This is a genomic window from Planosporangium spinosum, from assembly GCF_049999945.1.
GTDB lineage: Bacteria > Actinomycetota > Actinomycetes > Mycobacteriales > Micromonosporaceae > Planosporangium > Planosporangium spinosum.
This window is the reverse complement of the sequence record NZ_JBLYUB010000009.1, coordinates 163,405-176,685: the sequence shown is the minus strand read 5'-3', so window position 1 is coordinate 176,685 and position 13,281 is coordinate 163,405. Positions and strand designations below refer to the sequence as shown.

Annotated in this window: 13 protein-coding genes; all 13 read left to right on the top strand. The window is 72.5% G+C overall.

The features are described from left to right. Window positions 1-333 precede the first annotated feature (333 nt). The 13 genes from ACNTMW_RS15050 (at window position 334) to ACNTMW_RS14990 (ending at window position 13,259) form a co-directional block, all read left to right on the top strand. Window positions 334-1,107, top strand: a complete 774-nt coding sequence (locus tag ACNTMW_RS15050; protein WP_426634164.1) for an ABC transporter ATP-binding protein — start codon at window positions 334-336, stop codon at window positions 1,105-1,107. Beyond that, entirely contained in the window at window positions 1,091-1,783 is a 693-nt protein-coding gene (locus ACNTMW_RS15045; protein ID WP_426634163.1) for an ABC transporter ATP-binding protein, read from the top strand. Before ACNTMW_RS15050 ends, ACNTMW_RS15045 begins: the two co-directional genes overlap by 17 nt. Before the next feature lie 11 nt (window positions 1,784-1,794). Then, on the top strand, window positions 1,795-3,042 hold the full coding sequence (locus ACNTMW_RS15040) for an ABC transporter substrate-binding protein (RefSeq protein WP_426634162.1): 1,248 nt from the start codon (window positions 1,795-1,797) through the stop codon (window positions 3,040-3,042). 5 nt (window positions 3,043-3,047) lie between these two features. Continuing rightward, the gene (locus tag ACNTMW_RS15035) at window positions 3,048-3,920 is read left to right on the top strand and encodes a branched-chain amino acid ABC transporter permease (RefSeq protein WP_426634161.1); all 873 of its coding nucleotides are present in this window, start codon (window positions 3,048-3,050) and stop codon (window positions 3,918-3,920) included. Then, window positions 3,917-4,906, top strand: a complete 990-nt coding sequence (locus ACNTMW_RS15030) for a branched-chain amino acid ABC transporter permease (RefSeq protein ID WP_426634160.1) — start codon at window positions 3,917-3,919, stop codon at window positions 4,904-4,906. Before ACNTMW_RS15035 ends, ACNTMW_RS15030 begins: the two co-directional genes overlap by 4 nt. After that, the gene (locus ACNTMW_RS15025) at window positions 4,906-5,661 is read left to right on the top strand and encodes a 3-hydroxybutyrate dehydrogenase (RefSeq protein WP_426634159.1); all 756 of its coding nucleotides are present in this window, start codon (window positions 4,906-4,908) and stop codon (window positions 5,659-5,661) included. Before ACNTMW_RS15030 ends, ACNTMW_RS15025 begins: the two co-directional genes overlap by 1 nt. Window positions 5,662-5,766: 105 nt before the next feature. Continuing rightward, complete coding sequence (locus ACNTMW_RS15020) at window positions 5,767-7,680, top strand: helix-turn-helix domain-containing protein (RefSeq protein WP_426634201.1); 1,914 nt, start codon at window positions 5,767-5,769, stop codon at window positions 7,678-7,680. Between the two features lie 194 nt (window positions 7,681-7,874). Next, on the top strand, window positions 7,875-9,068 hold the full coding sequence (locus tag ACNTMW_RS15015) for a substrate-binding domain-containing protein (protein WP_426634158.1): 1,194 nt from the start codon (window positions 7,875-7,877) through the stop codon (window positions 9,066-9,068). A gap of 16 nt (window positions 9,069-9,084) precedes the next feature. Continuing rightward, window positions 9,085-9,825 carry an ABC transporter ATP-binding protein gene (locus ACNTMW_RS15010; protein WP_426634157.1) on the top strand — a complete coding sequence of 247 codons (741 nt, stop codon included), beginning with the start codon at window positions 9,085-9,087 and terminating at the stop codon, window positions 9,823-9,825. Then, entirely contained in the window at window positions 9,825-10,511 is a 687-nt protein-coding gene (locus ACNTMW_RS15005; RefSeq protein WP_426634156.1) for an ABC transporter ATP-binding protein, read from the top strand. The genes ACNTMW_RS15010 and ACNTMW_RS15005 overlap by 1 nt, the downstream gene beginning before the upstream one ends. Then, complete coding sequence (locus tag ACNTMW_RS15000; RefSeq protein ID WP_426634155.1) at window positions 10,508-11,371, top strand: branched-chain amino acid ABC transporter permease; 864 nt, start codon at window positions 10,508-10,510, stop codon at window positions 11,369-11,371. The genes ACNTMW_RS15005 and ACNTMW_RS15000 overlap by 4 nt, the downstream gene beginning before the upstream one ends. Continuing rightward, on the top strand, window positions 11,368-12,375 hold the full coding sequence (locus ACNTMW_RS14995; protein WP_426634153.1) for a branched-chain amino acid ABC transporter permease: 1,008 nt from the start codon (window positions 11,368-11,370) through the stop codon (window positions 12,373-12,375). The genes ACNTMW_RS15000 and ACNTMW_RS14995 overlap by 4 nt, the downstream gene beginning before the upstream one ends. Next, complete coding sequence (locus tag ACNTMW_RS14990) at window positions 12,375-13,259, top strand: alpha/beta fold hydrolase (protein ID WP_426634200.1); 885 nt, start codon at window positions 12,375-12,377, stop codon at window positions 13,257-13,259. Before ACNTMW_RS14995 ends, ACNTMW_RS14990 begins: the two co-directional genes overlap by 1 nt. Window positions 13,260-13,281 lie beyond the last annotated feature (22 nt).

The following is a 13,281-nucleotide window of genomic DNA, read 5'->3' as shown; positions in this document are numbered from 1 at the left end:
AAACGTCCACGTTGGTCCGACAGGTGTCGTTACCGGTTCAGCACGGACAGCCTCGACCGGTCGTCCCGTCGACTCGGCGAACAGAGCGACAGCGGCATCGCGGGCTCGGGGCTGACCCGTCGGTCGGTGCGGCGCCGCATGTTCCGCGCGCGAGGTGGCCCGGTCGACGGCGAAGGCCGGTACGCACACTCCGGTGTCTCCCCGGGTGTAGCCCCGTACTACGGCAGCATGTGGCGGCAGTCCACTCTCCGGCCCCCTGGTATGGGTGCCGCGCACGTGGCCGGCGGTATCGACCGCCCCTAGTGTTCTCCGTCACAGGGACGGAGGATCCGGGTGGGAGCGATCATCTCGACCCGCGGGCTGCGCCGGGAGTTCCGCGGGTTCGTCGCGGTGAACGAGGTCGACCTCGAGGTCGCCGAGGGCAGCGTACACGCGCTGGTGGGCCCCAACGGGGCCGGCAAGACGACGCTGTTCAACCTGCTCAGCGGCTTCCTGACGCCGTCGGCGGGGCGGGTGGAGATCGTCGGGCGGGACGTGACGGGCCTCGCGCCCGAGCGGATCGCCCGGCTGGGGGTTGCCCGCTCGTTCCAGATCACCACGCTGTTCCCCGCGCTGTCCGCGCGCGAGCACGTCGAGTTGGCACTGCAGGCCGGCACCGGACTGGGCTGGCGGTTCTGGCGCTCGGACCGGCACCTGCACCGCTTCCGCGACCGGGGCCAGGAACTGCTCGACTCCGTCGGGCTGGGTGAGGTGGCCGAGGCGCCGGCCGGGGCCCTCGCGTACGGGCGCAAGCGCGCCCTGGAACTGGCGGTCGCGCTCGCCCTCGACCCCCGGATCCTGCTGCTCGACGAGCCGACCGCGGGGATGGGTGCCGAGGACGTCGACCGCACGGTCGACCTGGTCCGGCGGGCGGCGCGGGGCCGGACGGTCGTCCTGGTCGAGCACAACATGTCCGTCGTCGCGAGCCTCGCCGACCGGGTGACCGTGCTCCAGCAGGGCCGGATCCTCGTCGAGGGGCCGTACGTCGACGTCCGCTCCGATCCCCGGGTCATCGCCGCCTACCTGGGAGAACCGACCGTGGGGGAGTCCGATGCTGCGGATTCGTGAGCTGTCCGCCTGGTACGGCGAGGCGCAGGTGCTGCGCGAGGTCGACCTGGAGGTCCCCACCGGTTCGATCGTGACGCTGGTCGGCCGCAACGGCGCCGGCAAGACCACGCTGCTGCGCTGCGTGATGGGGCTGCACCGGCAGCAGCGCGGGCACATCGGGTACCGGGACGCCGACCTGGCCGGGATGCCGCCGCACCGCCGGGCAGGAGCCGGGATCGGCTGGGTACCCGACGACCGGGGCATCTACGCGAGCCTCACCGTCGAGGAGAACCTGACCCTGCCGCCGGTGAGCGGGCCGGACCCGTGGCCGTTGAAGCGGATCTACGAGGCGTTCCCGGTGCTCGCCGAGCGCCGGACGTTCCCCGGCACCAAGCTGTCCGGCGGCGAGCAGCAGATGCTGGCGCTGGCCCGGGTGCTGCGTACCGGCGCCCGGCTGCTGCTGTGCGACGAGCCGACCGAGGGCCTGTCGCCGCTGCTGGTCGGGCAGATCGGCGACATCCTGCGCACCGTCAAGGCGCACGGCGTGACCGTCCTGCTCATCGAACAGAACCTGCACTTCGCCACGACCGTCGCCGACCGGCACTACCTGATCGCCGAAGGGCGGGTGGTGGACAGCCTCGACAACGCCGAGGTCCGGCGCCGGGAGCACGAACTTCTCGCCTATCTGGGTATGTAAGGAGTCAAGGAATGCGTAGAGCGGGTGCCATTCTGCTGGCCGCGACGTGCGCGCTCACCGCCTGCGGCGGTGGGCCGACGCGCGCCGGTGGCAAGCTGTCCGGCGACAAGATTGTGCTGGCGGTCCTCAACGACCAGTCCGGGGTGTACTCCGACCTGTCCGGCAGGAACTCGGTCGAGGCGGTCACGATGGCCGTCGAGGACTTCAAGGCCAGGTACGGCGACAAGGCGATCACCAAGAACATCCAGGTGGTGACGGCCGACCATCAGAACAAGCCGGACGTGGCCAACTCCAAGGCGCAGGAGCTGTACGACAGGCAGGGCGCGGACGTGATCCTCGACGTGCCGACCTCGTCGGCCGCCCTCGCGGTCGCCACGGTCGCCAACCAGAAGAAGAAGCTGTACTTCAACATCACCGGCGCCACCACCGACCTGACCGGCAAGTCCTGCAACAGGTACACGTACCACTACGCGTACGACAGCTACATGCTCGCCCACGGCACCGGTACCACGGTCACCAGCCAGGGCGGCAAGAACTGGTACGTGGTGTACCCGGACTACGCGTTCGGCCAGGACATGCAGAAGTCGTTCACGGCGGCGGTCACCTCGGCCGGCGGGACGGTCGTCGCCAAGGACCCCACCCCGTTCCCGAACGACAACTTCTCCACCTTCCTGCTCAAGGCGCCCAACCTGAGCCCGAAGCCGGACGTGCTGGCCACCATGCAGGCCGGTGGCGACCTGGTGAACCTGGTCAAGCAGTACAACGAGTTCAAGCTGCGGGACAAGGGCATCAAGCTGTCGGTGGGTCTGATGTTCATCACCGACATCCACGCGCTCGGCCCGGACGCGTTCGCCGGCACCACCTTCACCGACGCCTGGTACTGGAACCTCGACCAGCGCAGCCGGCAGTGGGCCGACAAGTTCACCAAGCGCACCAACTCCCGCCCGTCGTTCGCCCACGCCGCCAACTACTCCGCCGCCATGCAGTACCTGGAGGCGGTGCAGCGGGCCGGTACCGACGCCTCGGACGCCGTGGTCAAGCAGCTCGACGGGCACACCTTCGACGACGCCTTCGCCCGCAACGCGAAGATCCGGGGCGAGGACCACCGGGTCGTGCACGACGTGTACCTGGCCGAGGTGAAGGCGTCGAGCGAGGTCTCCGAGCCCTGGGACTACGAGAAGATCCTGCGGACCATCCCGGCGGCCGAGGCGTTCCGGCCGGTGGCCGACAGCGCCGCCGCCGGCTGCAAGCTGGGCTGACCGACGTGGTCAACGTCGTCCAGCAGTGTTTCAACGGTCTCGTCAGCGGCGCGTTCCTCGCGCTGCTGGCGCTCGGCCTGTCGGTCATCTTCGGCATGCTCGGCGTGGTCAACTTCGCCCACGGGGCGTTCTACATGCTCGGCGCGTTCGGCGCGTACATCCTCCTGACCGACGCCGGCGTGAGCTTCTGGCTGGCGCTGGTGATCGTGCCGGTCGCGCTGGCGGTGCTCGGCGCGGTGCTGGAGCGGCTGGTCGTGCACCGGCTGGCCGCCCTCGACCCGCTGTACAACTTCCTGCTCACGTTCGGTCTCGCGCTGGTGCTCCAGGACCTGCTCAAGCGGGGGTACGGGGTGGCGTCGCGGCCGTACCCGCCGCCGGCGGCGCTGAACCGTCCGGTCCACCTCGGACTGTTCGACTACCCGGGCTACCAGGTGTTCGTGCTGGTCGCCTCGGCGGTCGTGTGCGCCGCGGTGTGGTACGTGCTGACGCGTACCCGGGTCGGCATGGTGGTACGGGCGGCGACCGAGCGGCCGGAGCTGACCCGGGCGCTGGGCGTCAACGTCGGCGCCTGGGTCACGCCGGTGTTCGGGTTCGGGGTGGCCCTCGCCGGCCTGGCCGGGGTGCTGGCCGCGCCGATGCGGGCGGTCAACCCGCTGATGGGCGCCGATCTGATCATCACGGTGTTCGCCGTCGTGGTGATCGGCGGCCTGGGGTCGATCTTTGGCTCGGTGCTGGCCGGCTTCGGCATCGGGGTCGCGTCGGCGCTGTGCAACCTGTACCTGCCGGCGCTGTCGCAGACCCTGGTCTTCCTGCTCATGGCGGCGGTCCTACTCCTGCGCCCGGCGGGCCTGTTCGGCCGCGAGGAGGTGCGCGCATGAGGCGGTATCTCCTCCTCGTCGTCGGCCTGGTCGTCGCGCTGGCCCTGCCGTGGCTGATCTACCCGCCGGTCGCCCTGGACATCGCCGCGTGGGCGCTGCTGGCGATCGCGGTCGACCTGCTACTCGGCTTCACCGGCCTGCTGTCGTTCGGGCACGCCGCGTTCTGGGGCACGGCCGCGTACGCCTCCGGACTGGTCGCGCTGCACACCGGTGCGCCGTTCCCGGTGGCGGTCCTCGCCGGTGCCGCGGCGGCCGGCGTGCTCGCCGCGCCGATCGGGTACCTGTCGGTGAAGCGGACCGGCATCTACTTCGCGATGGTGACCCTGGCGTTCGCCCAGATGGTCTACTTCGTCGCCAACCAGTGGCGGTCGGTGACCGGTGGGGAGAACGGGCTCCAGGGCATCCCGAGAGAACTGTTCGGGATGGACCTGTCCGACCCGTTCTTCTTCTACTACGCGGCGCTGCCGCTGGTCCTCGCCGGGCTTTTCGCGGCGTGGCGGATCGTGCGCTCGCCGTTCGGGCGGGTCCTCGTGGCGATCCGGGACAACCCGGCCCGCGCCCGCGCGCTCGGCTATCCGGTCGAGCGGTACAAACTGCTCGCCTTCGTGCTCTCCGCGGTCCTGGCCGGGCTGGCCGGCGGCCTGCACGCGGTCGGGCACGGTTTCGCCGCCATGGAGGACGTGCACTGGACGACCTCGGGCAAGGCGGTCCTCATGGTCGTCGGAGGCGGCATCGGGACGCTGTGGGGGAGCGCGGTCGGCGCGGGGCTGGTCGTGCAGTTGGAGGACACGCTGGCCACGGCGGGCTTCGACGGCGTCGGCATCGTCACCGGGGCCGTGTTCGTCGTGGTGGTCCTGCTGTTCCGCCGTGGCCTGTGGGGGACCGCCGCGCCCTGGTTGGCCAGGCAGCCCTGGTCGCGGTGGCGACGGTTGGCAACGAATACGGCGCCCGATCCGGTGGCGTCGGTCAGCAAGGGGGAGCACTGATGTCCGTACAGGTAGATCTCGCCGGGCGTACCGCGCTGGTGACCGGCGCGGCGAGCGGGATCGGCCGGGCCTGCGCGGCCCGGCTCGCGCGGGCCGGTGCGGCGGTCACCGTCCTCGACCGGGACGAGGCCGCGGTGACGTCGGTCGCCGAGGAGATCGGTGGCCGGGCGGTCGTGGTCGACCTCGCCGACCTCGACGCCGTCGACCGGCTCGGAGTCACGTGCGACATCCTGGTCAACAACGCCGGCATCCAGCACGTGGCGCCGATCGAGGAGTTCCCGCCGGAGGTCTTCTCGACCATCCTGCGGGTCATGCTGGAGGCGCCGTTCCGGCTCACCCGCCAGTGCCTGCCCGGCATGTACGCGGGCGGCTGGGGGCGTGTCGTCAACGTCTCCTCGGTGCACGGGGTACGGGCCTCGCCGTTCAAGTCGGCGTACGTGACCGCCAAGCACGGCCTGGAGGGCCTGTCGAAGGTGGTCGCGATCGAGGGCGCCGGACGGGGGGTGACCTCCAACTGCGTGAACCCGGCATACGTCCGCACCCCGCTGGTGGAGCGGCAGATCGAGGCGCAGGCGCAGGCCCACGGCATCGCGCCCGACGAGGTGGTGGAGAAGATTATGCTGGCGCCGGCGGCGATCAAGCGGCTGATCGAACCCGCCGAGGTCGCCGAGCTGGTCACGTACCTTTGTGCGCCGGAAGCGTCGTTCATCACCGGGGAGTCGATCATGATGGACGGTGGGTGGAGCGCACACTGAGACCCGGGATACCGCGGCCCGGAGACGACCCGGTTTTCGGGAGCGGGCGGACGGCGACCGGAGGGCATCGACGAGGTGGGGCTGGACGAGGTGGGGCTGGACGACCTGGACCGGACCGGGGCCGGTGCGCGCGGGCCGGGAACGGCGGTATGGGCGACCGCTTTCCTCGACCTGCTCGCGCGGGAGGCGCCCACCGTCGAGTTCGACCGGCCCGTCGTCGAGGCGCGTACCGCCGGTGCGCCGCCCGAGGTGATCGAGGAGCTGGAGCGCGGCCGCGGTATCGCGCTCGGCGTGCGTACGCTGCTGCAACGCCGTAAGCGCCGGGAGGCGGAGCTGTCCGCGCTGGTGGAGACGATCTCCGACCTGGCGACGCTGCACGACCTCGACGCCGTCCTGGAGGCGATCGTGCGCCGGGCCCGCAAGCTGCTCGGCACCGACGTCACGTACATGACGCTGCGCGACGAGGAGCGCGGCGACACGTACATGCGGGTCACCGACGGGTCGGTGTCGGCGCGGTTCCAGCAGTTGCGGCTGCCGATGGGCGCCGGGCTGGGCGGCCTGGTGGCCCAGACCGCCACCCCGTACGTGACCTCGACCTACCCCGGTGACGCCCGGTTCCGGCACACCAGCGAGATCGACGCGGCGGTCGCCGAGGAGGGGCTGGTCGCGATCCTGGGTGTGCCGCTGCGCCTGGGCGGCCGCATCGTCGGGGTGCTCTTCGCGGCCAACCGCAGCGCGCGGCCGTTCTCGCGGGAGGAGGTCACACTGCTCGGCTCGCTCGCCGCGCACGCCGCCGTCGCCATCGACAACGCCCGGCTGCTGGCGGAGACCAGGTCGGCGCTGGCCGAGCTGAGCACGGCCAACCGGCTCATCCGCGAGCACAGCGCGTCGGTCGAGCGCGCCGCGGAGGCGCACGACCGGATGGCCGGCCTGGTCCTGCACGGCGGTGACGTGTCCGACCTGGCCGCGAGCGTCGCCGAGCTGCTCACCGGCGCGCTGTGCGTGCTCGACGCGGACGGGCGGTGCCTGGCGTCGGTCGGCGACGCCGGTCCGGCCACCGTGGTCGCCGAGGCGGCGGCCTCGGCGCGGGCGGTCGGCCGTACCGTCCAGCGTGGCGAGCTGTGGGCGACCGTCGGCGGCGCCGGCGGGCAGGCGCTGTGCTGCCTGGTCCTGCGCTCCGCCGGCCCGCTGGCCGAGGCCGACCAGCGCATCCTGGAGCGGGCCGCGGTCGTGACGGCGCTGTTGCTGCTGTCGCGGCGCAGCCTCGCCGAGGCCGAGAGCCGGGTACGCGGCGAGCTGCTGGACGACCTGGTCTCGCGCCCGGTCGAGGACCTGGAGATGGTGCGCGAACGGGCCCGCCGCTTCGGCGTCGACCTCGACGAGGTGCACGCCGTGCTGGTCCTGCGCGGCCCCGCCGAGCTGCGCCAGCGGATCACCGCCTGGGCGGCCGGGCAGGCGGCGCACCGGGGCGGCCTGGCCGCCTACCGCGACGGCGCCGGCGTCCTGCTGGTACCCGGCTCCGACCCGGGTGAGCTGGCCCGCCAGTTGGCGCGCGAGCTACGCGGCGCGGTCGGCGTACCGGTCACCGTCGGCGCCGCCGGCCCGGTACACGGACCCGGTGCGGTGGCCGACGCGTACGCCGAAGCCGACCGCTGCGCCGCCGCGTTGGTCGCGCTCGGCCGGACCGGCGACGGCGCGAGCGGCGCCGACCTCGGCTTCGTGGGGCTGCTGCTCGGCTCCGGCGAGCGGGACATCGCGCGCTACGCGCGGGCCGCACTCGGGCCGGTCCTCGACTACGACGCCCGGCACGGCACCGTGCTGCGCCAGACCATGGAGGCGTACTTCGGCGTCGGGGCCAGCCCGGCGCGGGCCGCCGAGGTGCTGCACGTCCACGTCAACACGGTCACCCAGCGGCTGGGTCGGCTGACCAACCTGCTCGGCGCCGACTGGCAGCGCCCGGAGCGGGCGCTCGACCTCCAGTTGGCGCTGCGCCTGTACCGGCTGCACGACCACGGTTGAGCCGCGCGGCCACTGAGCACGGTCGCGCACCCGGGTCACCCGGTCACCCGTGGGCGTGGGTGCGGCCCACATGCCCGCCCCCGCAACTGTGGTGGCGGCGTACGTATCGAGCGTCACGGTCGCTCCTTAACCTGGCCGAAACATTGTGTGCCGAGAACACAGTGACCTGAGGCCATAAAGGGGATGAGGCGGCCATGCGGCAGACACGTCTCGCGGTCGGACTGGCCATGTCGGCCGTCCTGTCAGCCGGCGCCACGGCATGCGGTAGCCCGCAGCAGGCGGCCACCGGCGACGGGGGCACGGACACGCCGGTGAAGGTCGGGCTGGTCTACTCGAAGTCGGGTGCGCTCGCCTCGTACGGCAAGGAGTACCTCGAAGGGTTCACGGCCGGCCTGGACTACGCGACCAAGGGCTCGGGCAAGGTCGGCAAGCGGACCGTCGAGGTCACCGAGGTCGACGACGCCGGCGACCCGTCCAAGGCGGTGGCCGGGGCGAAGGACCTCATCGGCAAGGGATACAAGATCATCGCGGGTTCGACCGCGTCCGGCGTGGCCGTCCAGGTCGCGTCGCTGGCCGAGCAGAACAAGGTGCTGAACGTGTCGGGGCCGGCGGCCACCGACGCGGTCACCGGCGCCGGGCACTACACGTTCCGCTCCGGCCGCCAGACCTGGCAGGACATCCGTACCGCCGCCGCGGCCGTCGGCGACGTCACCGGCAAGAAGGTCGCGGTCTTCGCCCAGGACAGCGCGTTCGGGCAGGCCAACGTGGCCGCCGTCAAGTCGGTCCTGGGCGGCGCCGGGGCGGCCGTCGACCAGATCATGGTGCCGGCCAGCACCACCGACTTCACCCCGTTCGCCACCAAGGCCCACGACGCCAAGCCCGACCTGCTGTTCGTGGCCTGGGCCGGTACCACCGCGCAGGCGATGTGGACCGCGCTCGGCCAGCAGGGTGTCTTCGGCGTCACCACGGTCGTCACCGGCCTGGACATCGCCGCCACCTGGCCGTCGTACGGGCCGGTCGGCGAGAAGATCAGCTTCCTGTCGCACTACTTCGCCGGGGCCGGCGGCACCGACGCGGAGAAGGCGATGACCGAGCGGGTCACCAAGGCCGGCGGCACGGTCGACCTGTTCACCGTGGACGGCTTCACCGCCGCCCAGATGATCGTGCACGCGGCGGGCGCCGGTGACGACGCCGACGCGATGGTGAAGGCCCTGGAAGGTTGGAGCTTCGACGGCGCCAAGGGGAAGCTGACCGTCCGCGCGCAGGACCACGCGCTGCTCCAGCCGATGTTCGTCGCCAGGCTCACCGGCGGCGCCACGCCCAAGGCGGAGCTGGTCAAGAAGCTCGACCCGGAGGCGGTCGCGCCGCCGGTCGCGGCCAAGAAGTGACGGCCGGGGTTCGGTGATGGCGGAGGTGCTCGCCGTCGACGGCCTGTCCTGGCACGCGGGCGGGGCGCGGATCGTGTCGGACGTGACGTTCTCCGTCGCCGAGGGGGAGTTCGTCGCGGTGATCGGCCCCAACGGCGCGGGCAAGACGTCGCTGTTCAACCTGGTCTCCGGCCTCCTGCCGGCCAGCGGCGGAAGCATCCGGCTCGACGGGGCCGACATCACCCGCGAGTCGCCGCAACGGCGGGCCCGGCGCGGGCTCGGACGTACCTTCCAGACCTCCAGCGTGTTCGCCTCGCTGACGGTCGCCGAGAACGTCCGGCTCGCCGCCGCGGCCAGGCGTGGTCCGTGCCTGCGGCTGTGGCGGCGGGCGACCGCGGACACCGCGGCGCTCGCTACCGCGACGGAGGCCCTGGAGCGGGTCGGGCTCGCCGACCGGGCGACCGAGATCGCCGGGTCCCTGTCCCACGGCGACAAGCGCAAGCTGGAGCTGGCCATCCTGCTCGCCACCGACCCGCGGGTGATCCTGCTCGACGAGCCGATGGCCGGGCTGGGCGCCGCCGACGTACCGGCGCTGACCGAGGTCATCAGGTCCCTGGACCGGACCATCCTCATGGTGGAGCACCACATGCACGTGCTGCTCGACCTGGCCGACCGGGTCGCCGTGATGCACCACGGCGCGCTGCTCGCCATCGACACCCCGGACAAGATCATGGCGGACCCGACCGTGCGGGACGCGTACCTGGGGGAGCCGCTCTGATGGACCTGTTGACCGTGGACGACCTGCACGTACGCATCGGTGACTCGCACATCCTCCAGGGTGTGAGCTTCACCGTGCCCGGCTCCGGGGTGACCGCGCTGCTCGGGCGCAACGGGGCCGGCAAGACCACGACCCTGAAGGCGATCCTCGGGCTCGTCGCGCGGACCGGCACGGTCGTGTTCGACGGCGCCGACCTCGCCGGCCGGCGCCCGTACGAGATCGTGCGGCGCGGGATCGGGTACGCGCCCGAGGATCGCGGGGTGTTCGCCGGGCTGACCGTCGCCGAGAACCTGCGGCTGGCCGAGCGGGACCGCAGCCCCCGCTACGACCTGGTGTACGAGCTGTTCCCGGAGCTGCGTACCCGCGCTGGTCAGCCGGCCGGCACGCTGTCGGGCGGCCAGCAGCAGATGGTCGCCATCGGCCGGACCCTGCTCAACGACAACCGGATGCTGCTGGTCGACGAGCCGACCAAGGGGCTCGCGCCGAAGATCGTCACGGAGGTGGCCGACGTGCTGGAACGCGCCGCGGCGACGGTACCGATCCTGCTGGTCGAGCAGAACCTGGCGCTGGTACGCCGGCTGACCGACCGGGCGGTCCTGATCGCCGAGGGGCGGGTCGCCTACGCCGGGGCGCTGTCGGACGAACCGGACCGGCTGCCGGAGCTGTTGGGGGTGAGCCGCGCGTGAGCACGCTGGTCCTGTTGGCGCTGACCGGGCTCGGCCTGGGCGCGCTGTACTTCCTCATCGCCTCCGGGCTGTCGCTCATCTTCGGCCTGGCCGACGTGCTCAACTTCGCGCACGGCCTCTTCCTGGGCGTCGGCGCGTACGCGACCTGGTGGGCGGCCGGGCACTGGCCGTTCCCGCTCGCCGTGGCGGTCGGCGTGGCCGCCGGTACCGTCCTCGCGGTCGCCGTCGAACTGGCGCTCATCCGCCCGCTGTACGCCCGGCCCATCCAGCAGGTCCTGGTGACCGTCGGGCTGTCGGCCGCCGGGGTCGCGCTGTTGCAGGCGGGCTGGGGCGCCGACCCGCTGACGTTCACCAAACCCGGCTGGACGGCGGCGACGACCCGGGTACTCGGCGCGGCCGTGCCCAACGACCGGTTCCTGCTGATCGGCGCCGCCATCGCGGTCTTCGCGCTGCTGCTGGCGTTCCTGCGGCGCACCCGGTACGGCCTGGTGGTCCGGGCCGGGGTGGAGGACCGCACGATGGTCACCGCGCTCGGCATCGACGTCCGCAAGGCGTTCACGCTGGTCTTCGCGATCGGCGGCGCCGTGGCGGCCCTCGCGGGGGCGCTGGCGGCCATGTACTTCGGCAGCATCACCCCCGGCCTCGGCGGGTCACTGCTCATCTTCGCGTTCATCGTCGTGGTGATCGGCGGCATGGGCTCGATCACCGGCTGCGCGCTCGCCGCCGTCCTGGTCGGCCTGGTGCAGCAGTTCGCCAACTACTACGCCGCCGCCGGGGTCGGCGAGGCGTCCGTGGTGCTGCTGCTCGCCGTGGTGCTGCTGGTCCGTCCGGGCGGGCTGAGCGGGAAGGCGGCGGCATGAGGTCCCTCGTCACGCGATGGTGGCCGCTGGCCGTCCTGGTGGTTCTGGTCGCGGTGCCGTACACGACGCTGCCGCTGCCCGGCGTGCTGCCCGGCGGGCTGAACACCCCCGGCTCGCTGCAACTGCTCGCGCTGTGCCTGCTGTTCGCCGGGTTCGCGGTCACCTACGACCTGCTCTACGGCCACACCGGACTGCTGTCGTTCGGTCACGCCCTGTACGTCGCCGCGGGCAGCTACACCACCAACATCGCGGTGACCAAGCTGCACTGGGGCTGGGGGCCGGCGCTCGCCGCCACGGCCGGGGTCGGCCTGCTGCTGCCGGCGCTGCTCGGCGCGGTGGCGCTGCGGGTGAAGGGCATCGCGTTCGCGATGGTGACCCTGGCGTTCGCGCAGGTCGGCTCGATCCTGGTGATGAGCGCGCACGTCACCGGCGGGGAGGAGGGACTGTCGCTCGCCGACACGCCCGCCGCCTTCGCCGGGGTGGCCAACACCGTCAACCTGTACTGGCTGGCGCTGGCGTACCTGGTCGTCGTCGTGCTCGTGGTCCGCTGGTCGGTGGAGTCCGAGCCCGGGCGGGTGTGGCGGGCCATCGGCGACAACGAGCGCCGGGTCACCGTCCTGGGCCTGTCGCCGTACCGGTTCCGGCTGCTGTCGTACGTGCTGTCGGCGTTCCTGGCGACCGGAGGCGGTGTCGTCCACCTGCTCCTGCTGGGCGGCTCCACCCCGCAGATCACCACGTCGTCGTTCACGGTCGGGCTGCTGGTGATGACCGTGCTCGGCGGCGCCGGTACCCGCTGGGGCGCGCTGCTCGGCGGCATCCTGTACACCTACCTCGACCAGCGGCTGGCGGCCGTCGCCGGCTCCGACGCGGTGGCGGGCCTGCCGAAGGCGGTCCGGCTGCCGCTGTCGGAGCCACAGTTCATCCTCGGTGCGCTGTTCGTGGCCGTGGTCTACTTCCTGCCCGGCGGGATCGCCGGGCTGAGCCGACGCTGGAGGCGCGCGTGATGACCTCGAACCGGATCGGAGACCTGCTCGTCCACGTATGGCCGGCCGAGGCGGCCGACGCGCCGGTCGTGGTGGCCGCGCACGGCATCACCGCCAACGGCCTGTCCTGGGGGCGGGTGGCGCGGCAGCTCGCCGGCCGGGTCACGCTGGTCGCCCCCGACCTGCGCGGCCGGGCCGGCAGCAGCGGGGCGCCCGGCCCGTACGGCATCACCCGCCACGCCGACGACCTGGTCGCGGTCCTCGATGGGCTCAGTCTGGACGCGGTCGGCGCCGGCCGGGCGGTCCTGGTCGGACACTCGATGGGCGCGTTCGTGGCGGCGGTGGCCGCGACCCGCCACCCCGGGCGGGTGAGCGGGGTCGTCCTGGTCGACGGCGGGTTGACGTTCCCGGTACCGGCCGGCACCGACATCGACGCGGTCCTCGCGGCGGTCCTCGGGCCGGCCGTGGCCCGCCTGGACATGACGTTCCCGGACCGGGACGCGTACCGGAGGTTCTGGCAGGAGCATCCGGCGTTCGCGGGAGACTGGACGCCGGAGGTCGAGGCGTACATCCAGCACGACCTCGTCCAGGTCGATCCCGCCGGCGACGGCCCGTACCGGTCGTCGTGCGTCGTCGACGCGATCCGGACCGACGGCGCCCAGGTGCTCGTCGACTCCGAGACCCTCGCCGCGATCCACGAGCTGCCGGTACCCGGCGTGCTGCTGTACGCCGAGCGGGGCATGCTCGACGACCCGAACCCGCTCTACACCGCGCAGCGGGTCGCCGGGTTGGAGGTCCCGGCGGTGGCGGTGCCGGACACCAACCACTACTCGATCCTGATCGGGGAGAAGGGGGCGGCGGTCGTGGCCGAGCAGATCCTGCGCGCGGCGGGGATGGCCGGGTAGTTCCGGACGCGGGCGGACCGCG